The organism is Oerskovia enterophila (assembly GCF_044748475.1).
Lineage (GTDB): Bacteria > Actinomycetota > Actinomycetes > Actinomycetales > Cellulomonadaceae > Oerskovia > Oerskovia enterophila.
This window is the reverse complement of record NZ_JBIVFZ010000001.1, coordinates 777,381-802,602: the sequence shown is the minus strand read 5'-3', so window position 1 is coordinate 802,602 and position 25,222 is coordinate 777,381. Positions and strand designations below refer to the sequence as shown.

19 protein-coding genes and 1 tRNA gene are annotated in these 25,222 nt (G+C 74.0%); 11 read left to right on the top strand and 9 right to left on the bottom strand.

Going from position 1 to position 25,222, the window contains the following annotated elements; all coding sequences use genetic code 11:
- Window positions 1-45: 45 nt before the first annotated feature.
- The 7 genes from ACIPWA_RS03520 to ACIPWA_RS03490 form a co-directional block, all read right to left on the bottom strand.
- Window positions 46-552: an acyl-CoA thioesterase gene (locus tag ACIPWA_RS03520; protein ID WP_400288144.1), complete on the bottom strand. Its 507-nt coding sequence runs from the start codon at window positions 550-552 to the stop codon at window positions 46-48.
- Between the two features lie 91 nt (window positions 553-643).
- A complete protein-coding gene (locus tag ACIPWA_RS03515; RefSeq protein WP_400288142.1) occupies window positions 644-2,230 on the bottom strand; it encodes a GTPase family protein in 1,587 nt (528 codons plus the stop codon).
- Window positions 2,230-4,392, bottom strand: a complete 2,163-nt coding sequence (locus ACIPWA_RS03510; RefSeq protein ID WP_400288141.1) for a dynamin family protein — start codon at window positions 4,390-4,392, stop codon at window positions 2,230-2,232. The genes ACIPWA_RS03515 and ACIPWA_RS03510 overlap by 1 nt, the downstream gene beginning before the upstream one ends.
- Window positions 4,393-4,630: 238 nt before the next feature.
- Window positions 4,631-6,313 carry an energy-dependent translational throttle protein EttA gene (gene ettA, locus ACIPWA_RS03505; protein ID WP_056648551.1) on the bottom strand — a complete coding sequence of 561 codons (1,683 nt, stop codon included), beginning with the start codon at window positions 6,311-6,313 and terminating at the stop codon, window positions 4,631-4,633.
- A gap of 111 nt (window positions 6,314-6,424) precedes the next feature.
- Window positions 6,425-7,069: a single-stranded DNA-binding protein gene (locus tag ACIPWA_RS03500; protein ID WP_068625769.1), complete on the bottom strand. Its 645-nt coding sequence runs from the start codon at window positions 7,067-7,069 to the stop codon at window positions 6,425-6,427.
- Between the two features lie 43 nt (window positions 7,070-7,112).
- The gene (locus ACIPWA_RS03495; RefSeq protein ID WP_068706649.1) at window positions 7,113-8,699 is read right to left on the bottom strand and encodes a GTPase; all 1,587 of its coding nucleotides are present in this window, start codon (window positions 8,697-8,699) and stop codon (window positions 7,113-7,115) included.
- On the bottom strand, window positions 8,696-10,402 hold the full coding sequence (locus tag ACIPWA_RS03490) for a GTPase (RefSeq protein WP_354511242.1): 1,707 nt from the start codon (window positions 10,400-10,402) through the stop codon (window positions 8,696-8,698). The genes ACIPWA_RS03495 and ACIPWA_RS03490 overlap by 4 nt, the downstream gene beginning before the upstream one ends.
- A gap of 178 nt (window positions 10,403-10,580) precedes the next feature.
- Between ACIPWA_RS03490 and ACIPWA_RS03485 the strand changes: the two genes are divergently transcribed.
- Window positions 10,581-10,653 (top strand) — tRNA-Arg (locus tag ACIPWA_RS03485).
- 3 nt (window positions 10,654-10,656) lie between these two features.
- On the opposite strand, the gene ACIPWA_RS03480 is transcribed toward ACIPWA_RS03485, so the two are convergent.
- Complete coding sequence (locus ACIPWA_RS03480; RefSeq protein ID WP_400288137.1) at window positions 10,657-10,857, bottom strand: hypothetical protein; 201 nt, start codon at window positions 10,855-10,857, stop codon at window positions 10,657-10,659.
- 293 nt (window positions 10,858-11,150) lie between these two features.
- Entirely contained in the window at window positions 11,151-11,789 is a 639-nt protein-coding gene (locus ACIPWA_RS03475; RefSeq protein ID WP_400288135.1) for an alpha/beta hydrolase, read from the bottom strand.
- 217 nt (window positions 11,790-12,006) lie between these two features.
- On the opposite strand from ACIPWA_RS03475, the gene ACIPWA_RS03470 reads away from it, so the two are divergent.
- Genes ACIPWA_RS03470 through ACIPWA_RS03425 form a run of 10 tightly spaced genes read left to right on the top strand, consistent with a single transcriptional unit; the run spans window position 12,007 to window position 25,036 of the window.
- Window positions 12,007-13,224, top strand: coding sequence for a toxic anion resistance protein (locus tag ACIPWA_RS03470; RefSeq protein ID WP_400288133.1), 1,218 nt, complete (start codon window positions 12,007-12,009; stop codon window positions 13,222-13,224).
- 10 nt (window positions 13,225-13,234) lie between these two features.
- The gene (locus tag ACIPWA_RS03465; protein WP_400288131.1) at window positions 13,235-13,792 is read left to right on the top strand and encodes a hypothetical protein; all 558 of its coding nucleotides are present in this window, start codon (window positions 13,235-13,237) and stop codon (window positions 13,790-13,792) included.
- Window positions 13,789-15,540: an AAA family ATPase gene (locus tag ACIPWA_RS03460; protein ID WP_400288129.1), complete on the top strand. Its 1,752-nt coding sequence runs from the start codon at window positions 13,789-13,791 to the stop codon at window positions 15,538-15,540. Before ACIPWA_RS03465 ends, ACIPWA_RS03460 begins: the two co-directional genes overlap by 4 nt.
- Window positions 15,537-16,904, top strand: a complete 1,368-nt coding sequence (locus ACIPWA_RS03455; protein WP_400288127.1) for a hypothetical protein — start codon at window positions 15,537-15,539, stop codon at window positions 16,902-16,904. Before ACIPWA_RS03460 ends, ACIPWA_RS03455 begins: the two co-directional genes overlap by 4 nt.
- Window positions 16,901-17,911, top strand: coding sequence for a glutamate ABC transporter substrate-binding protein (locus ACIPWA_RS03450; protein WP_139107945.1), 1,011 nt, complete (start codon window positions 16,901-16,903; stop codon window positions 17,909-17,911). The genes ACIPWA_RS03455 and ACIPWA_RS03450 overlap by 4 nt, the downstream gene beginning before the upstream one ends.
- The gene (locus tag ACIPWA_RS03445; RefSeq protein WP_248948756.1) at window positions 17,908-19,101 is read left to right on the top strand and encodes a hypothetical protein; all 1,194 of its coding nucleotides are present in this window, start codon (window positions 17,908-17,910) and stop codon (window positions 19,099-19,101) included. The genes ACIPWA_RS03450 and ACIPWA_RS03445 overlap by 4 nt, the downstream gene beginning before the upstream one ends.
- Entirely contained in the window at window positions 19,101-21,455 is a 2,355-nt protein-coding gene (locus tag ACIPWA_RS03440) for a serine/threonine-protein kinase (RefSeq protein WP_354511249.1), read from the top strand. Before ACIPWA_RS03445 ends, ACIPWA_RS03440 begins: the two co-directional genes overlap by 1 nt.
- A complete protein-coding gene (locus tag ACIPWA_RS03435; protein ID WP_400288124.1) occupies window positions 21,452-22,690 on the top strand; it encodes a protein phosphatase 2C domain-containing protein in 1,239 nt (412 codons plus the stop codon). The genes ACIPWA_RS03440 and ACIPWA_RS03435 overlap by 4 nt, the downstream gene beginning before the upstream one ends.
- A gap of 22 nt (window positions 22,691-22,712) precedes the next feature.
- Window positions 22,713-23,996: a VWA domain-containing protein gene (locus ACIPWA_RS03430; RefSeq protein WP_056648528.1), complete on the top strand. Its 1,284-nt coding sequence runs from the start codon at window positions 22,713-22,715 to the stop codon at window positions 23,994-23,996.
- Complete coding sequence (locus ACIPWA_RS03425) at window positions 23,993-25,036, top strand: FHA domain-containing protein (protein WP_400288122.1); 1,044 nt, start codon at window positions 23,993-23,995, stop codon at window positions 25,034-25,036. The genes ACIPWA_RS03430 and ACIPWA_RS03425 overlap by 4 nt, the downstream gene beginning before the upstream one ends.
- The last annotated feature ends 186 nt before the right edge of the window (window positions 25,037-25,222 follow it).

Genomic DNA, 25,222 nt, shown 5'->3' with positions numbered 1-25,222 from the left:
ACATCCGTCACCGTCGGGTTCGTCACCACCCCTCTCAGCATCTCGTCAACGTCCCCTGCGCCGGAACTCCAGCGGGTCCTCGACGAACGGCTGCCAGGCCGCGCGCTCGTCGTCGGTGATGCGCCGCGGGGCCCCCGTCGACGCGTCGACGACCACGATCGTCGTCGCGGCCTTGGCATAAGGGCGGCTCCCGATCGAGGGGCCGGTGCGCCCCGAGGGGTCGGGCCACTCGGTGTGCACCTCGTAGCAGACCTCGAGGCTCGCCCCGCCCAGGTGCCCGAGCCACATCTCGACGCGCACGGGGCTGCGCGTGAAGCCCAGCGGCCGCAGGTACTCGATCTCCTGGCGGGCGACGAGCGTGTGCGAGGTCGCGTGCGGGCCCGTGTCGAGCACGGCCGTGGGCCAGCTCTCCTCGACCGTGGCCTCGGGATGACGCCAGAAAGCCGTGATGCGGGCGTCCTCGAGGAGCCGGAGCATCTCGACGTTGTTGACGTGCTGGTAGGCGTCGAGGTCGGACCAACGCAGGGCGACGGGGACGTGCAGGCGGGTCATGGAAGTCCTTTCTTCGATTCCGCAGGGCCTCGCACCACGTCGCGGCCGATGGCTCGGGACGTGGGGGCACCCGGGCCACCCTACGCCCGCCTCACCCCGCCGCGATATGGGCAGCCACGCGGCACGTGGTCAGGGCCGACAGCTCCTCGGCCACGGGCAGGCGCACCTGGCCGTCCGCGACCCGTCCGATGCTCTCCCGCAGCCTGCGCCGGGCGCGCGCGGCCCGCCGTCGGGCACCCAGCGCCCCCGCCAGGCGCGAGACGAGCGCCACGACCAGCCCGACCAGCGCCCCGCCCACGACCATGAGCGTGGGCCACGGGAAGCCGCGCCAGGTCGGCGTCTCGGGGGCAGGCAGCTGGAGGTACGCCAGGACCGCGAGCACACCGAGCCACACCAGCCCCGCCACCAGCACGCCCAGCACGACCCACTGGACGAAGCTCACCACGCCCCACCAGAGGGGGCGCCGCGTGGCCTCGAGCTCGGTGCCGGCCACGGCGAGGTCGAGCGCGTCGTCCAGACCGTCGGTGCTCGCCGTGACCCGGGCCCGCGCGGCGAGCACCCAGTCCTCGGGCGCGCCCGTCGTCATGGTGCCGACGTACTCGCGGACCGCGACGTGGGCGCGGGCAGCGAGCGTGGGCGAGGCGGGCGGGAGCGAGGTGCGCGCGAGCTCGGGCCGGTCCGTGCCGCGCGTCAGGCCGAGCCTGCGCAGCGGGTCCACGCACAGCCGCCCGATCCAGCGCGTGGGGGGCCAGCCTGTCGCGGCCCGGGCGCGCCGGTTCGCCGACCCCCGCACGGCGTCCACGACCGTGGGCACCCCGGCCGCGGCCTCGAGCGCGTCGACGAGCCGCTCGCGCGCGGCCTTCTGCGAACGGTCGGGGACCTTGTCGCCGCACGCGTCCGCGATCCGTGCCGCGACCGTGCGCAGGTCCGCGACCATGCGAGCGACGGCCGCCTCGCGCCGCGCCGCAGCCTGGTCCAGGAGGGCGTCGAGCTCGTCGATCCCCTGGCCCGTGGTCGCCGAGACGCCCAGCACGCGGGCCGCCGCGAGCCCGTCCTCGGCCACGAGGCGACGCAGGTCCGCGAGGCACGCGGTCGCCTCCTCGGGGGTCAGTCGGTCGATCTGGTTGAGCACGACCACGACGACGTCGCCGTGCCCCGCGAGCGGGCGCAGGTAGCGCTCGTGCAGCGCCGCGTCGGCGTACTTCTGCGGGTCCACGACCCACACCAGCAGGTCGACGCGCTCGACGAGCCGCTCGGCGATCGCACGGTGCTCGGTCTCGACCGAGTCGTGGTCGGGCAGGTCGAGCAGCACGAGGCCCCGGGTGGCCACGGTCGCACGGTCGGCGGCGTGGTGCCGGTCCCCGACCTCGAGCCAGCTCAGGAGCGGGTCCGCGCCCGGGCCCCAGACGACCGCCATGGGGCGCGACGTCGTCGGGCGCGTGATGCCCGGGCGCGCGAGCGGCGCCCGGGCGATCGCGTTGAACAGCGACGACTTGCCCGAACCGGTCGAGCCCGCGAGCGCCACGACCGTGTGCTCGGCCGACAGCGCGCTGCGCGTGGCCGTGCGCTCCAGGACCGCCCGGGCGTCGTCGAGGAGCGGGGCGGGCAGGCGCCCCTCGCCCGCGGAGACCGCGGTCTCGAGCGCGGCGACCCGGTCGGCGACGTCGAGGCGGGCCATCAGCGCCCGTCCCCGGGCTCGTCGGTCGAGGGCTCCTCGGTCGCGTCGGCCGGGCGCGCGCCGAACAGGCGTCGCCAGAAGCCGGGGCGCTCGGTGCCCGGCGCCTCGTCCGCGGGGGCGTCGGGGGTCTGCGGGTCGCGCGCGTGCGCCCCGCGCAGGGCCCCCGCCTGCCCGACGACGGAGCCGGGGTCCTGCGCGCCGGTCACGTCCGCGGCACGGGCCTTCTGCTCGCGCCGCGCGGCCCGGCGCACCTCCTCGGCCGCGGCTCGCAGCGGGGTACCGGTCGCGTCCCCCGTGCCGAGCGCGTCGAGCTGGGACGTGAAGCGTCGGGCCTCGCCGTCGAGCACGGCCCCGACGCGGGCCGAGAGACGGTCCTGGGCCGTGCGCGTGAGCCGGCGCACGGCGTCGTCGCCGAACACGGCCTCGAGGAGCTTCTGGGCGAGCACCGCCGTGCCCCCCGCGATGCCGAGCTCGGCCCCGGTGATCCCGCCCGTCGACGCGAAGACCAGGACCATGAGCGAGACGCCCAGCCCGTTGAGCCCGAACGACAGGGCGCGGGCCGTGCCCCGCTTGGCCGCGGCCTGCTCGCTCACGAGCGCGAGGACGTCCGCCTGCCAGCCCCGGATCTCCTCGGCGACCCGCGTGCGCAGCGTGCCCGACGCGCGGGACAGGTCCAGCCCGTCGAGCAGCGCGGCCCCCGAGGGGTCGGCACGCCATGCGCGGTAGCTGCGCTCGGCGGCCTCCTCGGCGGCGTCGAGCACGACCGACTCCAGCCCGTGCGTGATGGCCTCCTCGACCTCGGGGACCTTGCGCCCCTTGCCGCGGAAGAAGCCGCTGACCGCGTCACGGACCGAGCCGACCTTCTGCTCGACGGCGCGGAAGAACTCGCCCGTCCCGACGAAGTCCTGCCAGCGAGAGAGCACCTCGCCGCGCAGCATGGTGCCGTCGCTCGTCGCGGCGAGGATCGTCCGACGTGCGTCCTCGTACGCGGCGCCGACGGCCGCGCGCAGGTGTCCGTCGGCCTCGTGCTGCGCATCGACCGCGCCCGCGAGGTCGGTCGCGCGGCGCACCAGGTCGTCGACCACGCCGTCGCGCGTCGCGTCGATCACGGCCGAGCGCGCGCCCGCGTCACCACCGAGGGCCGTGAGCCAGCGCGAGATCTCCCCCACCGCGGTCTCGGGGAGGAGCCCGTCGACGAGCTGCGCCTCGGGCACCAGGAAGATCGGCGCGTGCCCGAGCCCGTTCTCGGAGGCCAGGCGGTGCAGGTCCGCACCCACGGCCTCGGCGCCGGGGTCGACCCGGTCGAGCACGAGGGCCACCTGGGCGCGGCGGCGGGCGGCCTCGTGGAGCAGGTCCCACGGCACGGCGTCGGCGTAGCGCGCGGCCGTCGTGACGAAGAGCCAGAGGTCCGCCGCACCGAGGAGCTGTGCCGCGAGCTCGCGGTTCTCGACCACGACCGAGTCGACGTCCGGTGCATCGAGGAGCGCGAGGCCCTGCGGCAGGACCTCGGACGCGACCAGGCGCACCGCGCGGTGCGACGACGCGCCGTCGGTGTGGTCGACCGCACCGGTCACGCGCGCGAGCCCGGGCAGGATGCGGTCGGTGCTGAACCAGCGCCCGTCCAGGGGATGGTGCACCAGCACGGGCGAGCGCGTCGTGGGACGCAGCACCCCGGGCGTCGTGACCTTCTCCCCCAGGACCGAGTTCACGAGCGTGGACTTGCCCGCTCCCGTCGAGCCGCCCACGACCACGAGCAGCGGGGCGCTGCGGGCTCGCAGGCGCGGCAGCAGGTAGTCGTCGAGCTGGTCGACCGCGAGCGCGAGGGTCCGACGGTCCTCCTCGACCCCGGGCGTCGTCAGCGGCAGGCGCTGCGCGGTGAGCTCGCCGCGCAGGACGTCGAGGGCCGCGACGAGCTCGTCCGTGCCGGCCTGCGGAGCGCGCACGAGCGACCGCTCGACCACGGGGTCTGCGTCGGCGACGTGCCGACCGTGACCGCTCTCGTCGAGCGAGGTGCCGGGCGCCGGGGCGCCGAGGTCCTGACCGGTTGCGCCGGGACCCGCGCCGGTGCCGGGCGCGCCCGGCCCGTCGCCGCTCGTGCGCGCGGCACCGCCGTCGGGGTCGCCACCGACGGTCCGGCCTGCGTCGTCGCTCGGGATGGTCATGGGCCTCAGTCTGCCGGACCCGGCAGCCGAGCGACCGGTGAGCGCGCCGCGGGCGCCGGGTGACGTCGGGCCGGAGCGCGTGGGGCCGGACGGGACAGGCTTGATCGGCCGGGCAGGGAGGAGCGACGAGGGCGGCCGGTCCAGCCCGCGGGGCGGCACGGTCCACGCGAGAGGGCCCCGACGAATCCTCGTCGGGGCCCTCTCCGCCGCCGGCAGGGCGGCACGCGTCAGCGACGGGTCAGTCGCGCGTCAGCTTGCGGTACGTGACGCGGTGCGGGCGCGCGGCGTCCGCACCGAGGCGGCTGATCTTGTTCTCCTCGTACGAGGCGAAGTTGCCCTCGAACCAGTACCAGTTCGCCGGGTCCTCCTCGGTGCCCTCGTACGCGAGGATGTGCGTCGCGACGCGGTCGAGGAACCACCGGTCGTGCGAGACCACGACGGCGCAGCCAGGGAACTCGAGCAGGGCGTTCTCGAGCGAGCCGAGGGTCTCGACGTCCAGGTCGTTGGTGGGCTCGTCGAGCAGCAGGAGGTTTCCACCCTGCTTGAGGGTCAGCGCGAGGTTCAGACGGTTGCGCTCACCACCCGAGAGCACGCCGGCCGGCTTCTGCTGGTCCGGCCCCTTGAAGCCGAACGCCGCCACGTATGCCCGGGAGGGCATCTCGACGTTGCCGACCTTGATGAAGTCGAGCCCGTCCGAGACGACCTCGAACAGCGTCTTCTTGGGGTCGATCCCGCCACGCGACTGGTCGACGTAGGAGATCGAGACGGTCTCGCCGACCTTGAGGTCGCCGCCGTCGAGGGGCTCGAGGCCCACGATCGTCTTGAACAGCGTCGTCTTGCCGACACCGTTCGGACCGATCACGCCGACGATGCCGTTGCGCGGCAGCGTGAAGCTGAGCCCGTCGATGAGCTTGCGCCCGTCGAAGCCCTTCTGCAGGTTCGAGGCCTCCAGGACGACCGACCCCAGGCGCGGGCCCGGCGGGATCTGGATCTCCTCGAAGTCCAGCTTCCTGGTGCGGTCCGCCTCGGCAGCCATCTCCTCGTAGCGCGCCAGACGCGCCTTCGACTTGGTCTGGCGGCCCTTCGCGTTGGAGCGGACCCACTCGAGCTCGTCCTTCAGACGCTTCGCGAGCTTCTGGTCCTTCTTGCCCTGGATCGCCAGGCGCTCCTGCTTCTTCTCCAGGTAGGTGGAGTAGTTGCCCTCGTAGGGGTACAGGCGCCCGCGGTCGACCTCGCAGATCCACTCCGCGACGTGGTCGAGGAAGTAGCGGTCGTGGGTCACGGCGAGGATCGCGCCGGGGTACGACGCGAGGTGCTGCTCGAGCCACAGGACCGACTCGGCGTCCAGGTGGTTGGTGGGCTCGTCGAGGAGCAGCAGGTCGGGCTTCTCGAGGAGGAGCTTGCACAGGGCGACACGGCGACGCTCACCACCCGAGAGCACCGACACGTCGGCGTCCGGCGGCGGGCAGCGCAGCGCGTCCATGGCCTGCTCGAGCTGCGAGTCGAGGTCCCACGCGTCGGCTGCGTCGATGGCCTCCTGGAGGGTGCCCATCTCGGCGAGCAGCGCGTCGAAGTCGGCGTCCGGCTCTGCCATGAGCGCCGAGATCTCGTTGAAGCGGTCGAGCTTGCCCTTGATCTCGGCCACGCCCTCCTCGACGTTGCCGAGGACCGTCTTCTCCTCGTTCAGCGGCGGCTCCTGCAGCAGGATGCCGACCGAGTACCCGGGCGAGAGCCGGGCGTCGCCGTTCGAGGGTTGCTCCAGCCCGGCCATGATCTTCAGGATCGTGGACTTACCGGCACCGTTGGGGCCGACCACACCGATCTTGGCACCGGGAAGGAAGTTCAGGGTGACGTCGTCGAGGATGACCTTGTCACCGTGCGCCTTGCGCGCCTTGTACATGGAGTAGATGAACTCAGCCACTGGCTCTGTTCCACCGTTCGATCGCTCGCGGGATGCTGTGCGCCCGCCCCGGACCCGGGGTGCCCCAGGTGGGGCGGGCGTCTTCGACCCCTCAGCCTACGCGGTCGGGGTTCAGCGCGTCGCCAGGAGCTCGTGGGTCACGGCTTCCTGGTCGACGGCTCCGTCCTCGTCGTCCGCGTGACCGTCGTCCGCGGCGAGCAGCCCGAGCGCGTCGTCGACCAGGCCGTGCTCGGCGTCGTCGTCCTCCGGGACGGGCTCCCCCAGCGCCCCCAGGTCCCACTCCGTGTCGCCGCCCGCGACGGCGAGGAGGCCCAAGGTGTTCTCGCTGCCGGCCCCCGGCTCGGGGGCGGCGGCCGCCTGGCCGTGCGCGGCGCCGTCGGGCGTGGTGGGGCGGTGGACCGTGGGCGAGAAGCGCGCCTGTCCCCGCGTGAGGTCCGGGCCCAGGGCGCTCGCCTCGATCACGAGGTTGGTGCGAGGCCCCTCGGGGCTGGTCCACTCGTCGACAGCGAGACGCCCCGTGACGACGACCGCGTCACCCTTGCGCAGCGAGGCCACGACGTTCTGGGCCATGCCCCTCCACGCCTTGACGGTGAACCAGATGGTCCGTCCGTCGACCCACTCGCCGCGCGTGCGGTCGAGGTAGCGCGTGGTGCTCGCGATGCGGAAGCTCGTGAAGTCGTTGCCGGTCGGGGACGCGAACAGCCTGGGGCTCGTGCCCATGAAGCCTGCCAGCGTGACCGTGACGTCGTTGCCCATCGTTCCTCCTGGGTGCGGGGCCGGCCTGGTGCCGACCGCGACCTCAGGCTGACGGTTCGCGCGCTGCGGTGTCCGGGGTCGTCGGCCCGTCTGTGGACGGAGCGACCAGATCGTGGGCTGTGGGCAAGCTCAACGCCCCGGTGAGCGGTGCGGTCCTGCCCGTGTCGCGTGCGGACTGGGCGAGCTCGCGCACGCGCCGGTGCTCGTCGAGCAGCTTCTGCGTGGGCTTGCCCATGGTCTCCTGGACCACTCGCTCGACCGCTCCGCGGCCCGAGGCCAGCACGGTCGCCTCGCGCCGACGGGCCAGGGTCCGACGGATCTGGATCCCCGCGAGGAAGAAGCCGAGCGCCACCAGGACCGCCGCGCCCGCCACGATCGCGGACGCAGCGACGATCGTCCGGTCGAGGTCCAGCACGCCCGACGAGCTGAGGATCGCGAGCGCCCCCGTGACGACGGCCACGCCGATGGCCACGAGCGCGGTCGTGCGCGTGGCACGGGCCGAGGACGGCCCGCGCGTGTCGAGCGAGACCTTGGACAGCGCCCGCTGGGTGTCCTCGACCAGGCGGTCCGCCGGGGCGACGACCTCGTCGAGCGCCTGCTTCCAGCCCGGGCGCAAGGACTTGCCGGCGCGCGCGAGCCACCGGCTGCGCGAGAGCGCGACCGCGTCGGTCTGCGGCGGCGCGAACTCGGGGCGGCCGTACCCGTTGCGCACGGCCGCGGCGACCTGACCTGCCACGGCCGAGAGCCCGGTCGCCTCGCCGATCGCGGAGACCTCCTCGTCGACCGCGGTGCTCATGGTCCACGGCACCTCGCCCGGGGTCTGCTCGAGCAGCAGAGCCCCCGCGCGGTCGAGCTCGCCCGCGACCCGGCTCGCAGCCACGCTGCGTCGGGCCACGGCCTGCTGCAGCAGCTCACGCACCTGGCCGAGCCCCTCGCCCGTGCGGGCCGAGACCATGGTCACGTACACCCCGGACAGCCCGTCCTCCTCGAGGAGGCGACCCATGTCCGCGACGAGGTTGCCGCGCTGGGTGGTCGGCACGGTGTCGATCTGGTTGAGCGCCACGACCATCGACGCCTCGAGCCCGACCGACTTCTGCAGGTATCCCGAGTGCAGCGCGTCGTCGGCGTACTTCTGGGGGTCCACGACCCACACGAGCAGGTCCACGAGCGGCAGGACGCGGTCGACGACCGCCTGGTGCGCGGGCTCGATCGAGTCGTGGTCCGGCAGGTCGAGCAGGACCAGCCCGTCGAGGCCCTCCTCGGCGTCCCCGTCGAGCTCGCTGCCCCGCGTGATGCGCCGCTCCGGGTCGACCTCGAGCCAGTCCAGGAGCGCCGTGGCCTGGTCGCTCCACGAGCACGCCGTGATGCGGGCCGTCGTGGGCCGCTTGGCACCGACGTCGGCGAAGTTCAGGCGCGAGATGCGGTTGAACAGGCTCGACTTGCCCGAGCCCGTGCCGCCCGCGAGCGCCACGACCGTGTGGTCGACGCCCAGGGCGAGGCGCTCGCGCACCCCGCCGATCGCGGTCCGGATCCGGTCCGCGACCTCGGGGTCGAGCCGGTCGCCCGCGAGGTCGAGGGCCTTGCCGAGGTCGTCCGCGCGGGACCTGAGCTGAGAGTCGTGGGACGTCATGAGAGCCTCCTGAGCTCAGCGAGGCGCAGGCGCAGCCCGACGGCGGCATCCGGCGCGAGGGCGGGGATGTCGAGGCGTTCCAGCAGGTCGACGGGTTCGCGGGCCACCAACGCGGCGGCGCGGTCGGCGAGGTCCGAGGTCAGGGTCTGCGCGGAGGCGACCCCCGGCTCGCCGAGCAGCGCCTGCACGAGGCGCGTGGCGTCGTCGACCCCTGCGGCGGACGTGAGGAGCAGCGCGACGAGCCCCGTGGGCCCGAGAGCCTTGACCGCGGCCTCTGCCCGGCGGTTCTCGGCGCTGTCCTGCGGGGTGACGCCCGGCTCGTCGATGCCGCGCAGGGCCTCGACCGCGCGCTCGGCGACCGAGACCCACTCGTGGACCTGGGTCGCGGCGGCCTTCTCGCGCGCCGCCTCACGGGCCGGGTCGCCGTGCTCGGGCGCGAACGCAGGGCCCCCGGGAGGTGCGTCGGGGCCGGTGAGCGCAGCGCGCAGCGCGTCGTCGGCGCTCGAGCCGGCAGCGACCAGCGTGCGCGTCGCCGCGGCGCGGACCTCGTCGAGGAGCGGTTCGAGCGCTGCCTCCCGTGCACGCCCCCGGCGCTTGGTCGAGCGCGCCAGCCCGTGGCGCACCTTGAGGCGGTCGATCTTCTCGGCGCTCGCGAGCTGGGCCCAGCGCGAGGCGACCGAGCCCTCCGCGACGACGCCCGCGGCGACGGACGCGCGGGCCGAGGCCTCGGCGTCGGGCAGGGCCTTCTCGATCGTGCCGCGCAGCACCTCCGCGGCCTCGACCTGCTGCTGGACCGCGTCCGCGATGCCCGTGACCCACGCCGGGAGCGCGGCGAGCGAGCCCTTGAGCGTGCGCACGATCACGGCGCGCGACCTGTCCGGCCCCGCGAGCATGGTCAGCCACCGGGCGATGGGGGTCACGGTCGCGCGGTCGAGCATGCCCTCGTGCGGCCCGACGTCGGGGATCACGAAGAGCGGCACACCCTCCATGCCGTGCTCGCGCAGGCGGGCCAGGAGGTCGCCGCGGATGGTCGTGAGGTTGTGCTGCGGGACGCGGTTGAGGACCATCGCGACGCTCGCGCCACGCTCCATGGCCTGTCCGAGCGCGACCCAGGGCAGGGCGTCGCCGTAGCGCGCCGCCGTGGTCACGAAGAGCCACAGGTCCGCGGCCTCGAGGAGCTGGGCTGCGGTCGAGCGGTTCTCCGCGAGGAGCGAGTCGAGGTCCGGGGCGTCCAGGAGCGCGGTGCCGCGCGGGACGCCGTCGTGCTCGACGACGCGCGACATCGCGGTCGTGGGGCTGTGGACCAGGACGTCGACGTCGAGCGGGTTGTAGGCGAACACCGGCTCGCGCGTCGTGGGGCGCAGCACGCCCGCCTGCGAGACCTCCTCGCCCAGCAACGAGTTGTACAGCGTCGACTTGCCCGCGCCCGTCGACCCGGCGATCACCACGACCGCCGGGGAGGACAGCTCCTTGAGGCGCGGGAGCAGGTGCTCGTCGAGCTGGTTCAGCAGGCGCCGGCGGGCGGCCTCCGCCTCCTCGACCCCGTCGAGGACCAGCGGAAGCTCGACCTCGGCCACGTCGCGGCGCAGGTCACGGCCCACGTCGAAGACCGTCGTCCCGATCTCCTCAGGGGTGTTGCCGGGCGTCCTGCCCGAGGCGGGGGTGGCCCGCGGGGCACGGTCGGCAGCATGTCGGGTCGTCACCCGTTCATCTTCTGTGGTTCCCGAGGCGATGCCAAACGCGCGCGCCGGTCACGGGGCCGCGGACTGCCGAGGAGCCGGGTGAGGTGGGCGGGCGGGTCCGTGCGGGACCGTCCGCGACACGACCGTCTCGCGCGCGTGCGCGCAGGTCACGGCCGGATCCCACTACGATGGTCCCCGCGCCCCGATAGCTCAATGGATAGAGCAACGGCCTTCTAATCCGTAGGTTGCAGGTTCGAGTCCTGCTCGGGGCACCGCTACGCGTCCTTCAGGAGCATCCGCAGCATGGCTCCGCTCGTGGCCACCCGGGCGTCCTGAAGGAGTTCCTCGGGAAGATCCCGCAGCGCCTGCGCATCCGTCACGACGACGAGCCCGGCCAGCATGATCGTCAGCCCGCAAGCGCTCGCCACGTTCACGAGGAAGTCCCACGCGGCCTCGCCCCCCACATGGGTGAGCATGAAGCCGCTGCTCAGGTCACGAGCTCCGTACATCTCCGCCTGACCGTCGCGGAACGAGAGCTCGACGAATCCCGCCTCCAGCTATCGTCGTGAGACCAACGGCCGACGAACCAACCGGGACCTCAGGGTCGTGTCTCTGCGGAGCCACCACCATTGTGGTGGCTCCGCAGAAACACCACCCGCCCCCGGAAGGCCCCCAGCCCCGGGCGCAGCCCCCGAAGCACCCGGCCCCAGCCCCAGGCAAGACGCCCCTGCGGACGCGCGCTCCGCCGTCGGCTCACGCCGTACGGCCCTCACCGGCCGGTCGCACCGTCCGGCAGCACCTTCTCCAGGAACGTCGAGACGTCGGTGAGCTCCTCGGCGCTGATCGAGTGCGGCAGCCCCGGGTACACGACCTCGGTCGCGTCGGCGTGCTGCGGGAGCCAGGCCGACGTCCGCGCCGTCGCGTCGGGCGAGATGACCTGGTCCGCGTCACCGTGCCCGAAGAACACGGGCGGCCGACGGGCCGCGAGCGCCTCGTCACCGGGCAGCACCGCGTCGAGCACGAAGCCCGACAGCACGACGCCCGCCGCGAACCGCTCGGGCGCGGCCCGCAGGAGCTGGGACACCATGAGCCCACCCTGCGAGAACCCCACGGGCACGACGACGGTCCCCGGCTCGACGTTCACGTCGAGCCATGCGAGGACCGCGGCGGTCGAGTCGGCCACGACCTGCGGGTCGGGGCGCCCGGGCACCTCGATCGGTACCCACGAGAACCCGCCGTTGCCCGCTGCCAGGGGTGCCCGCAACGACGCCCAGTCCCACACCGGCGGCAGGTGCCCGGCGATCGCGGGCAGGTCGTGCTCGTGCGAGCCGAACCCGTGGAGCAGCAGCAGGAGGGGGCGTCCTGCCCGGTTGCTGCCGCGGACGTGGACCGTGATCTCAGCGCTCATGCCGAGAATCCTTCCATGGGGAGTTCTCACCCCCCTCAGGGCGTGAAAGAGTAAAGAACCGGCCACCCGTCGCAGATATACTCCCGGGACCGGTCGATGGACCGGCTTGCCCGGTTCGCCGGGTTCCAGGGGTGGGTCTCGCGCCGACCCCTGCTCCAGGATCGGCGACCGGTCAGCGCCCCGGCCGGCGACCGGCAGACACGAGCGAAGGATCACGATGACCGAGGCAGCACCGCTCCAGCCCCCCGCCGCGACCGAGCACCTCGTGCTCTCCGCGCCCGAGCCCGTGAAGCCCGTCGCGACCACGCAGGCTCCCGCGATGGCCCCGCGCGTCGACGAGGCAGCGATCCCCGGCCTGGACCAGAAGGTCACGTCCTACCTGGACGCGCTCATGGCCTCCGACGCCCGCTCTCCCGAGTTCGCCGCCAAGGCCAACGACGTGCGCACCATGGGCGACCAGGACATCCGCACCGCGGCCGACTCCTCGAACCGCCTGCTGGCCACGCCCGTGCGCGCGCTCAAGGAGGGTGGGCTGTCCGAGGGCTCCAAGGTGGGCAGCACGCTCCTCGAGCTGCGCCGCACGGTCGAGAACCTCGACCCGTCCGAGGCCAGCATGGGCCGCAAGATCCTCGGGTTCATCCCGTTCGGCGACAAGCTGACGTACTACTTCCGCCGCTACGAGTCGGCACAGGGCCACCTCAACGCGATCATCCGCGCGCTCTACGACGGCCAGGACGAGCTCCGCAAGGACAACGCGGCCCTCAACCTCGAGAAGCAGCACCTGTGGGACACCATGGCGCGCCTCAACCAGTACATCTACGTGGCCGAGCGCCTCGACGCGCAGCTGTCCGCCAAGACGGCCGAGCTCGACGCGACGGACCCGGAGAAGGCCAAGGCCCTGCGCGAGGACGTCCTGTTCTACGTCCGCCAGAAGCACCAGGACCTCCTGACCCAGCTCGCGGTGTCCATCCAGGGCTACCTCGCGATCGACATCGTCATCAAGAACAACGTCGAGCTCATCAAGGGCGTCGACCGCGCGACCACCACGACCGTCTCCGCGCTGCGCACGGCCGTCATCGTGGCCCAGGCCCTCGCCAACCAGAAGCTCGTCCTGGACCAGATCACGGCGCTCAACACCACGACGTCGAACATGATCGCCTCGACGTCCAAGATGCTCGCGGACCAGTCGGCGTCCATCCAGTCGCAGGCCGCGAGCGCGACCGTCGGGCTCCCCCAGCTCCAGGCCGCGTTCCAGAACATCTACGCGACCATGGACTCGATCTCGACGTTCAAGGTCCAGGCCCTGGACTCGATGGCGCAGACCATCGGCGTCCTGGAGACCGAGACGACCAAGGCCCGCGAGTACCTGGACCGCGTGGCCCAGGGCGACCAGACCGGTGCCGCCACGGGCGCGCTCGACCTCGGAAAGGTCTGATCCGGACACCATGGGCTGGTTCCAGAACCTGTTCGGCGGCGGGCGCAACCGCCCGTCGGAGATCCCTGCGCTGCCTCCGGCGCCCACGAGCGCGGACATCCTCGCCTCGGTCGACGCCGTCCAGGCGCAGATCGAGGGCAGGGTCCCGCCCGCGGTGACCGCACGCGTGAACCGCATCGCGAAGACCGTCGACGACATGGCGCCGCGCCTCGACCGCCTGGGCGGCGGCACGGCCCAGGCGCACACGGTCGTGGCGACCGCGACGAGCTACCTCCCGGAGGCCGTGGGCGGCTACCTGCGCCTGCCGCGCGACTTCGCGGACACGCGCGTCATCAACCGCGGCAAGACCTCGCTCATGATCCTGTGCGACCAGCTCGACCTGCTGGGCGTGACGCTCGACAAGATCTCGGACGCGGTCTCGCGCGCCGACGCCGTGGCGCTCGTGGCGCACGGGCAGTTCCTCGCGGAGAAGTTCCAGACGTCCTCGATCGCCCTGGCCCCCGAGGCCGGGCTCGGATCCGCCCAGCCGCAGGCGCCGGGCACCCCGGGCGGGCTGGAACGACCATGAGCGCCGCGCGCCAGGGGGCGCTCGCCCGCAGCATCGCGGCACTGACCGAGGTGGGCCGCCAGGGGGGCCTCGTGCCCGACGACGTCACGCGCGAGGGCGAGCGTCTCGCCGCCGCGGTGGCCGAGTCGTCCACGGGCGCGGCCCCCGCGTGGCTCGAGGCCGTGGGCCGCGCCCCCGACGACTTCACCGCGTTCTTCGAGGCCGCCCAGCGCGGTCGCCGGTGGCGCTCGGCCCCGACCGACCAGCTCACGACGCTCGTGCTGGCCGGCTCGGAGCACGCGGCCGCCTACGCGGAGGCTCTCGCGACCGTGATCGACGCGGCCGGCGCCCTGGGCTCCCCCGGGCTCGCGGCGTCCGCCAACGCCGCGTCCACGACGGCCGTGCAGCGGGCCGCGGCCCAGCCGCACACCGCCGCGCCGCCGCCCGCAGGGCCGCATCCTGCGGTGCCGTCGGCGGCCGGCCCGCTCCCCAGGCCGCACGGCGCGCCCGCCCGCTTCCCCACGCCCACGTTCGACCCGACCCTCCCGAGCGGCTCGAACCCGTTCGACCTGGGTTCTCTCGTCGGCGCGGGCGGGCTGCGCCCCCCGGCGCAGGACGTCCTCCCGACGGTCGACGCGATCCTCGACGCCCTGGGTGCGCGCACCCCGGGCGCCCCGGACCCCGCGACGCACGCGGCGCCGTCGGGCACCCCGGTCAACCCGGCCTCAGGCGGCGCGCAGAACGCGACCACGGGCGACGCCCCCGCCGAGGAGGAGACCGAGGCCGAGCCGCCCCGGTCGCTCGAGGAGCTCCTGGCCGAGCTCGACGCGCTGATCGGGCTCGACCGGGTCAAGCACGAGATCCGACAGCAGACCGAGCTCCTGCGCATCGAGCAGCTCCGCACGGCCGCCGGACTGACCCGGCCCACGCTCACGCGCCACCTCGTGTTCCTCGGCAACCCCGGGACGGGCAAGACGACCGTCGCGCGCCTGGTCGCCGGGATCTACCGCGCGCTCGGGCTGCTGAGCAAGGGGCACCTGGTCGAGGTCGACCGTTCCGAGCTCGTCGCGGGCTACCTGGGCCAGACGGCCGTCAAGACCTCGGAGGTCGTGGCGACCGCGATCGGCGGCGTGCTGTTCATCGACGAGGCCTACGGCCTCGCGGAGGACCAGTACGGCGCCGAGGCCATCAACACGCTCGTCAAGGACATGGAGGACCACCGCGACGACCTCGTGGTGATCGTCGCCGGGTACCCCGGCCCCATGGCCGGGTTCATCGCGACCAACCCCGGCCTCGAGTCGCGCTTCTCGACGACCATCACGTTCGACGACTACTCGGACGCCGAGCTGCGCGGGATCTTCGAGCGCATGGCCACCTCGGCCGACTTCGAGCCGCTGCCCACGACCCTCGACCGGTTCGAGGAGATGGTCTCGCTCGTCCCGCGCACCGAGGGGTTCGGCAACGGCCGCCACGCGCGCAACGTCCTGGACGCGGCCATCGCCCGGCACGCGTGGCGCCTCAAGGACACGCCCGAGCCCACGCTCGACGAGCTGCGCCGGCTCCTGCCCGAGGACCTGCTCCCCGCGGGCGAGGCCCCCGAGAGCATCCTGCAGGCGCACCCCACCGAGGACGCGCCGCCCGCGGACGTGCTCGACGAGCCCACCGCGGCGGACGACGCCCTCGACCTCGCCGACCCCCTCGACGACGACCAGCCCGACGACGACCAGCCCACCGACGCGACCGTCTCCCCTCAGGAGGAGCCTGCATGAGCCAGACCCTGACGCCGCCGCCCGGGTCCGCCCCCGCGCCCGGTCGGGCCGTCCAGCCCGCCCACCCCGGCCAGCCGGGCGGGCAGACCGGGACAGCCTCCCTGACGCAGGCCCAGGAGCGTGCGGAACGCCGGGCCGGGGTCCGCAGCGCGCTGCGCCGCACCCCGGGCAAGCTGCGGATCGCCCTCGCGGTGTGCGTGCTCGCCTCGATCGTCTTCGGCGCGCTCGGCTTCCAGGCCGCGCGCGTCCAGGGGATCGCGCTCGAGGACGCGCGCTCGGACACGAGCCAGCTCGTGGGCATCCAGGACGTGCGCAACAACCTGGTCGTCGCGGACGCCTCGGCGACGAACGCGTTCCTGGTCGGCGGCCTCGAGCCCGCGGACCAGCGTGAGCGCTACGACGACGCGATCGCCAACGCCTCGATCCGGCTCGCCGAGCTCGCGGGCTCCAACAGCGCCGACGCGACCGAGCTGGGCGTGGTCGCCTCGCAGGTCACGGTCTACACGGGCCTGATCGAGCAGGCGCGTGCGAACAACCGGCAGGGCTTCCCGGTGGGCTCGGCCTACCTGGACCAGGCCTCGACCCTGCTGCGCGACGAGATCCTGCCGACGCTCACGACGCTCGTCGACGACAACGCCGAGCGCGTCGCGTCCGACCTGTCGATGGTGCGCAACGCGATGTGGATCCTCGCGGCGGGCCTGCTGTGCCTCGCGCTGCTGATCGTCACGCAGGTGTGGCTCGCCAAGCGCACGCACCGCGTCCTCAACGTGGGGCTCCTGGTCGCGAGCATCGTGCTCCTGGTCGTGGGTGTGGGCGGGGCCGTCCTGCTGAGCCAGACCAACAGCGCCGCCGCCGCGGTCCGCGACGGCCCCTACGCCGCGACGCTCGCGGCGTCGACCGCGTACTCCGAGGCCAACGACGCCAAGGCCATGGAGAGCTTCACGCTCATCAAGCGCGGGTCGGGCCAGACCTACGAGGAGTCGTTCGTCGAGCTGACCGCGGACGCCGCGCAGCGCCTCGACCAAGCAGCAGCCGACGGGAACCTCGACGGGACCTCCGCGGGGTACCTCGACGACTGGGTCGTCCAGCACCAGGCGATCCGCGCGCTCGACGACGCGGGAGACTGGGACGGAGCGGTCGCGCTCGCCACGAGCGCCGACGAGGGCGGCCCGAACGCCGCGTTCGCCGCGTTCTCGCAGACGGTCACGTCCGACATCGCCGAGAACATCAAGGCCACGCAGGCCGACCTCGCCTCGGCCGGCAACCGCTCGGCCCTCGCGGGCTGGCTCCTGCTGGCCGCGGGCCTCGCTGCGGCGGTCCTCGCCTGGCGCGGCCTGAACGTCCGACTGGAGGAGTACCGGTGATCACCTCGACCTTCCGCAAGAGCGGGCGCCTGGGCGCCCTGGTGGCGCTGGGGCTCTCGGGTGCCCTGGTCCTGGCCGGCTGCGCCACGCCCGACGCCGGACCGGCGGCGGGAGCACCGGTCACCTCGGTCGTGGGGACCTCGGGCAGCGCGGCCGCCGGCGCGGCCGGTTCCTCGGTCGCCGCCGCGGCGACGTGCGAGAACCCCGTCGCGTCCTACGCCCCCGACGGCCCCCTGCCCGGACCGGGCGCCCTGCCCGCGGGCAGCACCATGGCCGCGATCCGCGACCGCGGCTCGCTGGTCGTGGGCGTCTCGGCCGACACCCTCCAGCTCGGAGCCCGCAACCCGCTCAGCGGCCAGATCGAGGGCTTCGACATCGACGTGCTGCACCAGGTGTCGAACGCGATCTTCGGCGACCCGGACCGGCTGCAGTTCCGTGTCATCACCTCGGGCCAGCGCCTCGAGGTCCTCGAGAACGGCGAGGTCGACGTGGTCGCCCGCGCCTTCACGATCAACTGCGAGCGCTGGGAGACCATCGCGTTCTCCTCGGAGTACTACCACGCGGGCCAGAAGGTCCTCGTGACGCGCGACTCCGAGGCGCAGGGCATCGCAGACCTCGCGGGCCAGCGGGTGTGCGCACCGGACGGCACCACGACGCTCGAGCGCCTCCAGGAGTACCCCGACATCACCGCGGTCCCCGCGACCACGCACACGGGCTGCCTCGCGCTGTTCCAGCAGGGCAAGGTCGACGCGATCACGGGCGACGACACGATCCTCGCGGGCTTCGCGGCCCAGGACCCGTACGCCAAGGTCGTGGGCCAGGCGATCTCCGACGAGCCCTACGGCCTGGGCATCCCGGCCCAGAACGTCGACATGGTCAAGTTCGTCAACGGCGTCCTGGAGCAGATGCGCACCGACGGCACGTGGACGGCGCTGTACGACGAGTGGCTCGGCGTGCTCGGCCCGGCCCCCGCGCCGCCCGTCGCCGTCTACGGCCGCACGCCGTGACCCCTGCCTCGTCCGCCTCCCCTGCTGCCGGTCCGCCCGTCGCCCCCCGGACCCAGCAGGCTCCGAGCGCGCCCGGACGTCTCGGCGAGGCGATCCCCGCGGCGGAGCTGTACGACTACCTCTCGCGCCTCGAGGAGTGGCTGCGTGCCCGGCGGACCGAGCTCGACCGCCTGGACGCTGCCGCCCAGGCCGCCGCGTCGCCCGAGACATACACGGCCGACATGCTGCTGGCCATGACGCTCTGGCAGGCAGCCCGCACGCGCGCCGACGAGATGGGTGTCGTGTGGGACTCGGGGCGCGCCGACGCGGTGGGTCGCGAGAAGATCTCCCAGCTCGTCTGGGGCCGGCTCAGCTCGCCCGACGGCTCGTCGCTCGTCTCGCTCGTCGAGGCCACGCGGCTGTGCGACGCGATCGTGTCCGCCCTGCGCACGCGGCTCTCGTTCGACCCGAACGCGGCCGACGAGGTCGCGCGCTTCCGTGGCCTGCGTGCCGAGCTGGCACGCTGCGACGAGCTCGCGGGCTCCGACACCACGGCTCGCGGGCGCGTCGAGAAGCTGCGCGAGCGGTGGACGAGGCTGCGCGACAAGGCGTCGAACGGCGCCGACGTCACGGGCCCCCTCACCGAGCTCGAGGCCGAGGTCGCGCGCACCGAGCGCGACCTCATCGTGGGCGCCTCCGAGCGCCGCGAGCTCGCCCGCGACCGCAGGCAGGCCGTCGAGCGCTACGCGGCCCTCGAGGCGCGCGAGCCCTCGCTGCGCGAGCTCGCGGCCCGGTGCCGGCGCGAGATCGCCGCTCCCCCGCGCCTCGCGGTGCCCGACGTCTCTCGGCTCGGCGAGGTCCCCGCGGACCGGGCCGGGCTCGACGGGTTCCTCACGCGCCTCGCGACCGTCGCGCGTGCCTTCGACACGGTCGAGGCCTCCTACTCCGCGCCGCTGCGCGAGCGCGCCGAGCTCCGCTACCGGCTCGACGCCTACCGGGTGCGGGCCGACACGAACGGGCGCAGCGTGTCCCCGACGGTCCGCTCGGGACTCGCCGAGGCCCGCGCGGCCGGCGAGGCCGTGCCGTGCGACGTCGTCCTCCTGCGCTTCCTCGTCGAGCAGTACCAGTTCCTGACCCGCGACCTGCCTGCTCACCTCTCGTCTCCCGCCCCTGGATCGTCGCCCGTCCCGGGCCAGGAAGGATCGTCCTGATGACCACATCGACCACGCAGGAGCCGTGCGCCCAGCCGGGCTGCGACGGCTTCATCGAGGACGGCTACTGCAACGTCTGCGGCTCCCCGGGCGGATCGTCCGCGTCGCCCGCGCCCTCCACGGGCGGCACCACGGGCACGACGACGCCCGGCGCGGCAGCGTCGCCGTCCGCCATGCTCGGCACGGGCATCGCCCAGGCCGCTCCCAACTATGCGGCCGGCCCCGGCCCCGAGGGCGAGGCCGTGTCCACGCGCACGGGCCGGACCAGCTCGACCCAGCTCGCGAGCGCTGCGCTCGGCTCGGCCCGTTCGGCCGTGACGGGGACCAAGTCCACGCGCCGGGTGGGCACGTCCTCGACCCGCCTGCGCGGCCACCGGCTCGGCGCGGGACTGACGACCGTCCCGAGCGCCCCGGTCCGCGACCCGCTCCAGGCCATCATGGCCGTGCCCGAGCTCGCCGAGTCCAAGCGCTTCTGCCCCACGTGCGGCGCCAAGGTGGGCCGCTCGCGCGACGGCGTACCGGGCCGCACCTCGGGCTTCTGCCCCCAGTGCCGCACCGCGTTCTCCTTCGACCCGCAGCTCTCGCCCGGCGACGTCGTCGGCGGGCAGTACGAGGTCGTGGGCTGCCTCGCGCACGGCGGACTGGGCTGGATCTACCTCGCGCGCGACCAGAACGTCTCGGGCCGCTGGGTCGTGCTCAAGGGCCTGCTCAACTCGGGGGACCCCGACGCGTTCGCGGCCGCGATCTCCGAGCGCCAGTTCCTGGCGGAGGTCGAGCACCCGCTCATCGTCGAGATCTACAACTTCGTCATGCACGACGGCGCGGGCTACACCGTCATGGAGTACGTGGGCGGCAAGTCGCTCAAGGAGATCCTCAAGGACCGCCGCGACGAGAACAACGGCGTGGTGGACCCGCTGCCCGTGGACCAGGCGCTCGCGTTCGTGCTCGAGATCCTGCCCGCGTTCGCCTACCTGCACGACCTGGGCCTGATCTTCTGCGACTTCAAGCCCGACAACATGATCCAGCAGGGCGACGGGGTCAAGCTCATCGACCTGGGCGGCGTGCGACGCCTCGACGACATGACGTCGGCGATCTTCGGGACCGTGGGCTACCAGGCCCCCGAGGTCGCCGAGGTCGGGACCTCGGTCGCGTCCGACATCTACACGATCGGGCGCACGCTCGCGACGCTCGTGCTCGACTTCCGCGGCAACCAGACGACGTACGTCGCCTCCCTGCCGCCCGTCGCCGAGACACCCGTCTTCCAGAAGTACGACTCGTTCTACCGGCTGCTCGCCAAGGCTTGCGCGCTCGATCCGTCCGACCGCTTCGCCACGATCGACGAGATGCGCGCCCAGCTCATCGGGGTCCTGCGCGAGGTCGTCGCGACCGACCGCGGACCGGGCAGCGGGGCGCTCCACTCGGCCGCGTCGATGCTCTTCGAGGCCCCCGTGTCCGACGACGCCGACGCGCCCCTGACCTGGGACGCGCTGCCCGCGCTCAAGGTCGACGAGTCCGACCCCATGGCCAGCTGGCTCGCGGGCGTCAACATCGCCGACCCGGCTGCCCGCATGGCCGCGCTCGCCGCCGCCCCCGAGGGCACGGTCGAGGTCCGCCTCGCCTACGCCCGTGCGGCGATCGAGCACCGCCGCTTCGCCGAGGTCGACAAGACCATCGCCTCGATCCTCACCGACGACCCGTGGGAGTGGCGCGCGGCGTGGATCGGCGGGCTGGCAGAGCTCGCGCGCGGCGAGGCCGCAGCGGCCCGCGCCTCGTTCAACGCGGTCTACGGCCAGGTGCCCGGCGAGCTCGCGCCCAAGCTCGCGCTCGCCGTCTCGTGCGAGGTCAGCGGCGAGCCGGACATCGCCGAGTCGCTCTACGTGATCTGCGCCCGCTCGGACGCCAACTACACGGCCCCCGCGGCGTTCGGGCTCGCCCGCATCCGCCAGGCCCGCGGCGACCTCGACGGGGCGCTGCACGCCCTGGATCTCGTCACCCCGACCCGCAGCTCCTACACCGACGCCCGCATGCGCCGCGCACGCCTGCTCGCGGGCTCGGGCCGCGGGCTCCCGGCCCTGGCCGAGGCGCTCGCGAGCGTCGAGTCGGTCGCGATCCCCCCGCGCGAGCGGGTCTCGCTCTCGATCGACGTGCTCCGCTCGGCGCTCGAGGAGGTCACGGCCGCGCCCACCAAGCAGGTCGGCACCGTGCGCATCGGCGGGGTCGAGCCCAAGGAGCCGCCGCTGCGCGACGCTCTCGAGGGGGCCTACCGCGAGATGGCGACCCTGACCGAGGACAAGATCGCGCGCATCGACCTGGTCGACCAGGCCAACGCCGTGCGCCGCTGGACCACGACGTGAGCGCGGAGGACACGCCGACCGGCGTGCTCGCACCGTGCTCCACGTGCGGTGAGCTCCCCGCTCCCGGGGCGAGGTTCTGCGAGAACTGCGGCTCCGACGTCGGGCCCGCGACGGTCGCTGCGGGCGGACCGCCCGTGCTGGCGCGCCCTCCGGTGCCGGCGCTGCCCGAGCCCCCCGCCGACCTCAAGCCGACCGACCCCCCGGGCGACCCCGCGTCCGACCCGGTGCCTCCGCCGCCCATCGCCACGCACCGCCCCTGCACGAGCTGCGGCGGGACGGTCGCGGACGACGGCTACTGCGAGCAGTGCGGCGAGAAGGCCCAGGTCGAGCGCGACCACTGGGCCGAGCGGCCCGCACCGTGGGTCGCGGGCGTGTGCGACCGCGGCATCCGCCACGCGCGCAACGAGGACGCCATGGCGCTCGCCGCGTCGGGCGACCCGGCCACGGCCGGACGCTTCGCAGCGCTCGTGGTGTGCGACGGAGTCTCGGCCGCGCCCGACTCGGACGTCGCGAGCCTCGCGGCCGCGCGTGCCGCCCGGGACGTGCTCGCGTCCGGCGGGCCCGACGGCGCCACCCCCGTCACGGGGGACGTCACCGAGCGCATCCAGGCCTGGCAGGCCCTCATGGTCGCGGCCTCGACGACCGCGAACGACGCCGTGCTGGTCGCGGTGGGTGACAAGGCCGAGCGGGCCGAGCCGCCGTCGTGCACGTTCGTCGCGGCCGTCGTGGACGGCCCGCTGATCGTCGCGGGATGGGTCGGCGACTCGCGCGCCTACTGGATCCCCGACGCCGGCACGGCCCGCCAGCTCAGCGTCGACGACTCGTGGGCGCACGAGCTGATGGCCATGGGCACCCCGCGCCACGTGGCCGAGAACTCTCCCCAGGCGCACGCGATCACGCGCTGGCTCGGGCCCGACTCGACCGACCCGGCCGCGCGGTGCGCCCCGACGGTCCCGGACTCGTCGGGCTGGCTGCTGGTCTGCTCGGACGGCCTGTGGAACTACTGCTCGGCGGCCGACGACCTCGCGGACCTCGTGCGCTCGACCGAGGCCACGACGGGGCGCGAGCCCCGGACGCTGGCGGCCGAGCTCGTGCGCTGGGCCAACGCCCAGGGCGGCCGCGACAACATCACGGCGACCCTCGCCCGGTTCGAGGCGCTCCCCGCCTCGGCCACCTCCGATAACCTGCACACAGACGCTGTCACGGGCGACGAGCCCGCGACGCGCGCCCTCTGATCCACGAAGGAGCCCAGAACCCATGGCCGAGTTCTCCGCCGAGGTCTTCCAGAACGAGTTCCTGTCCGAGGGCGCCACGGATGTGCACGCCATCGTGACGGTGACCGCCCGAGGGGCAGGTCAGGCAGGCGCCGCGACCTCCGGGGGCGGCGTCGCCGAGATCATCATGGTCGACACGTCCGGCTCGATGTCGGGGCGCAACATGGAGTCCGCCAAGTACGCGGCGCAGGTCGCGGTCGACCAGATCCTCGACGGGACCTGGTTCGCGATCGTCGGCGGCAGCCACGTCGCGCAGCGCGCGTTCCCCTACCCCAACGCGCGCGTCGCGATGGTCCAGATGGAGCCTGCGGCGCGCGAGGAGGCCAAGCGGGCGATCGCGATGATGAGCCCGTCGGGCGGCACCGCGATGAGCACGTGGCTCCAGCTCGCGGCCCAGCTCTTCGACACCGTGCCCCAGGCCGCCCAGCGCCACGCGATCCTGCTGACGGACGGCAAGAACGAGTCCGAGCCGCGCGAGAACCTCTCGCAGGTCGTGCGCAACGTGACCGGGAAGTTCCAGTGCGACGCGCGAGGCGTCGGGTCGCGCTGGCAGGTCGACGAGCTGCGCGAGATCTCGACGGCCCTGCTCGGGACGGTCGACCTGATCGCCGACCCGAGCGAGATCGCGGCCGACTTCTCGTCGCTCATCCAGAAGTCCATGTCGCGCGGCGTGGCCTCCGCGGACCTGCGCGTGTGGGCCCCGCAGGGCGCCCAGGTGCTGTTCGTCCGCCAGGTCGCCCCGACGGTCGAGGACCTCACGACCCGCCGCGCCGTGGTCAACCCGCTCACGGGCTCCTACCCCACGGGGTCGTGGGGCGACGAGACGCGCGACTACCACGTGGCCGTGCGCGTGGCCTCGAAGCCCGTGGGCTCCGAGCAGCTCGCGGCGCGCGTGCAGCTCGCCGTGAACGGCGAGGTGGTCTCGTCGGGTCTCGTCAAGGCCAAGTGGTCCGACGACGGCGCGCTCACCACGCGCATCAACCCCGAGGTCGCGCACTACACGGGTCAGGCCGAGCTCGCGTCCGCGATCCAGGAGGGCCTCGCGGCCAAGGCCGCGGGCGACGAGGCGACGGCCACGGTCAAGCTCGGCCGCGCGGTCCAGCTCGCGGCCGAGACGGGCAACGACGAGGCGACCTCGCGCCTGCGCAAGGTCGTGGAGATCGAGAGCGAGGAGCAGGGCACGGTGCGCCTCAAGCGCAACACCGACAAGCTCGACGAGATGGCCCTCGACACCGCCTCGACCAAGACCACGCGGGTCAAGCGATGAGCGCGATCTGCCCCAACGGGCATGCGTCCGAGTCGACCGACTACTGCGACGTGTGCGGCGAGCCCATGGCGGCTGCGTCGAGCGGCGCGTCGGGGGCCGTGTCCTCCGGCTCTGCGGGACCCGGCGCGACCGCCGCTGGTGCGGGTGAGGGTGCCGGAAGCGGCGAACCGATCACGTGCCCGCACTGCTCGTTCCCGGCCGCAGCCGGTGCGCTGTTCTGCGAGAACTGCGGCTACGACTTCACGACGGGCTCGCTGCCCGAGCCCGCCGAGGCACCGTCGGCGGCGACCCCGGTCCCGGCAGGAGCGCCCTCCGGGGCGTCCGGGCCGCTCGCTCCCCCGGCGTCGTCGCTCGACCTGGACCCGGTCGCTCCTCCCGCGGGGTCGCCCGCGGCCGCGCCGTCCGCCGACCCGTTGTCGGCCCCGGCAGCCCTGACGCCGCCCGGGGGCGATCCCGGGGCGGGTGGCCCGTCGACTGCTGCGGTCGCCGCCGGTGACCCGGGGACGGGTCCGCTCGTCGCTCCCGGTGCTCCTGCCGACCCGGCAGACCCGGCCGAGGGCGAGGCGACGTCCGCACGGACGGGCGCGACGCCGTCGGGCACGGGGACGCACCTGCCCACCCCGCCCGTGCCGGGCGAGGACCAGTGGGTCGTCGAGGTGTGGATCGACCCCGACTGGTACCAGGCGCAGAAGGCCGAGGACCCGTTGCCCTCGGCCGGGCTGCCGGGGCTCGTGGTGCTGCGCGAGCGCAGCGTGCTCGTGGGACGTCCGTCGGCCTCGCGCAACATCCACCCCCAGATCGACTGCGGCGCCGACTCGGGCGTCTCGCGTCGGCACTGCCAGCTCAACACCGACGGGCAGCGCTGGTGGGTCGAGGACCTCCAGTCGTCCAACGGGACGTACCTGAGCCCTGCGGGCGGCGAGCTGCCGATCGACCCGATCCCGGCCGGTCAGCGCCGCGAGGTCGCCGACGGCGACCGCATCTACCTCGGTGGGTGGACGCGGCTCGTGATCCGCAAGGCGATGCCTGGCGAGGTCTGACCCTCGTGGTGTGACGGGTGGCGCGGTCACCGGCTGAGGCCGGGGCCGCGCCACAGGTCGTCGTGGGCGTGTCGCTTCGGGCGCGTGCGATCAGGTCGGGCACGGCTGCCACGTCGGGCACGGCTGCCACGGTCGGCGCGCCCTTCCACTCTCCCTGGGGGTGGGATGCGTTGTTCGCGCAATCGC

What these genes read in the sequence shown, in the direction of transcription:
- ACIPWA_RS03510 (WP_400288141.1), bottom strand. Translation starts at nt 4,392, where the DNA reads ATGACCATCCCGAGCGACGACGCAGGCCGGACCGTCGGTGGCGACCCC.
- ACIPWA_RS03480 (WP_400288137.1), bottom strand. Translation starts at nt 10,857, where the DNA reads ATGCTCACCCATGTGGGGGGCGAGGCCGCGTGGGACTTCCTCGTGAAC.
- ACIPWA_RS03455 (WP_400288127.1), top strand. Translation starts at nt 15,537, where the DNA reads ATGAGCCAGACCCTGACGCCGCCGCCCGGGTCCGCCCCCGCGCCCGGT.
- ACIPWA_RS03495 (WP_068706649.1), bottom strand. Translation starts at nt 8,699, where the DNA reads ATGACGTCCCACGACTCTCAGCTCAGGTCCCGCGCGGACGACCTCGGC.
- ACIPWA_RS03475 (WP_400288135.1), bottom strand. Translation starts at nt 11,789, where the DNA reads ATGAGCGCTGAGATCACGGTCCACGTCCGCGGCAGCAACCGGGCAGGA.
- ACIPWA_RS03430 (WP_056648528.1), top strand. Translation starts at nt 22,713, where the DNA reads ATGGCCGAGTTCTCCGCCGAGGTCTTCCAGAACGAGTTCCTGTCCGAG.
- ACIPWA_RS03520 (WP_400288144.1), bottom strand. Translation starts at nt 552, where the DNA reads ATGACCCGCCTGCACGTCCCCGTCGCCCTGCGTTGGTCCGACCTCGAC.
- ACIPWA_RS03460 (WP_400288129.1), top strand. Translation starts at nt 13,789, where the DNA reads ATGAGCGCCGCGCGCCAGGGGGCGCTCGCCCGCAGCATCGCGGCACTG.
- ACIPWA_RS03515 (WP_400288142.1), bottom strand. Translation starts at nt 2,230, where the DNA reads ATGGCCCGCCTCGACGTCGCCGACCGGGTCGCCGCGCTCGAGACCGCG.
- ACIPWA_RS03470 (WP_400288133.1), top strand. Translation starts at nt 12,007, where the DNA reads ATGACCGAGGCAGCACCGCTCCAGCCCCCCGCCGCGACCGAGCACCTC.
- ACIPWA_RS03500 (WP_068625769.1), bottom strand. Translation starts at nt 7,069, where the DNA reads ATGGGCAACGACGTCACGGTCACGCTGGCAGGCTTCATGGGCACGAGC.
- ACIPWA_RS03440 (WP_354511249.1), top strand. Translation starts at nt 19,101, where the DNA reads ATGACCACATCGACCACGCAGGAGCCGTGCGCCCAGCCGGGCTGCGAC.
- ACIPWA_RS03425 (WP_400288122.1), top strand. Translation starts at nt 23,993, where the DNA reads ATGAGCGCGATCTGCCCCAACGGGCATGCGTCCGAGTCGACCGACTAC.
- ACIPWA_RS03465 (WP_400288131.1), top strand. Translation starts at nt 13,235, where the DNA reads ATGGGCTGGTTCCAGAACCTGTTCGGCGGCGGGCGCAACCGCCCGTCG.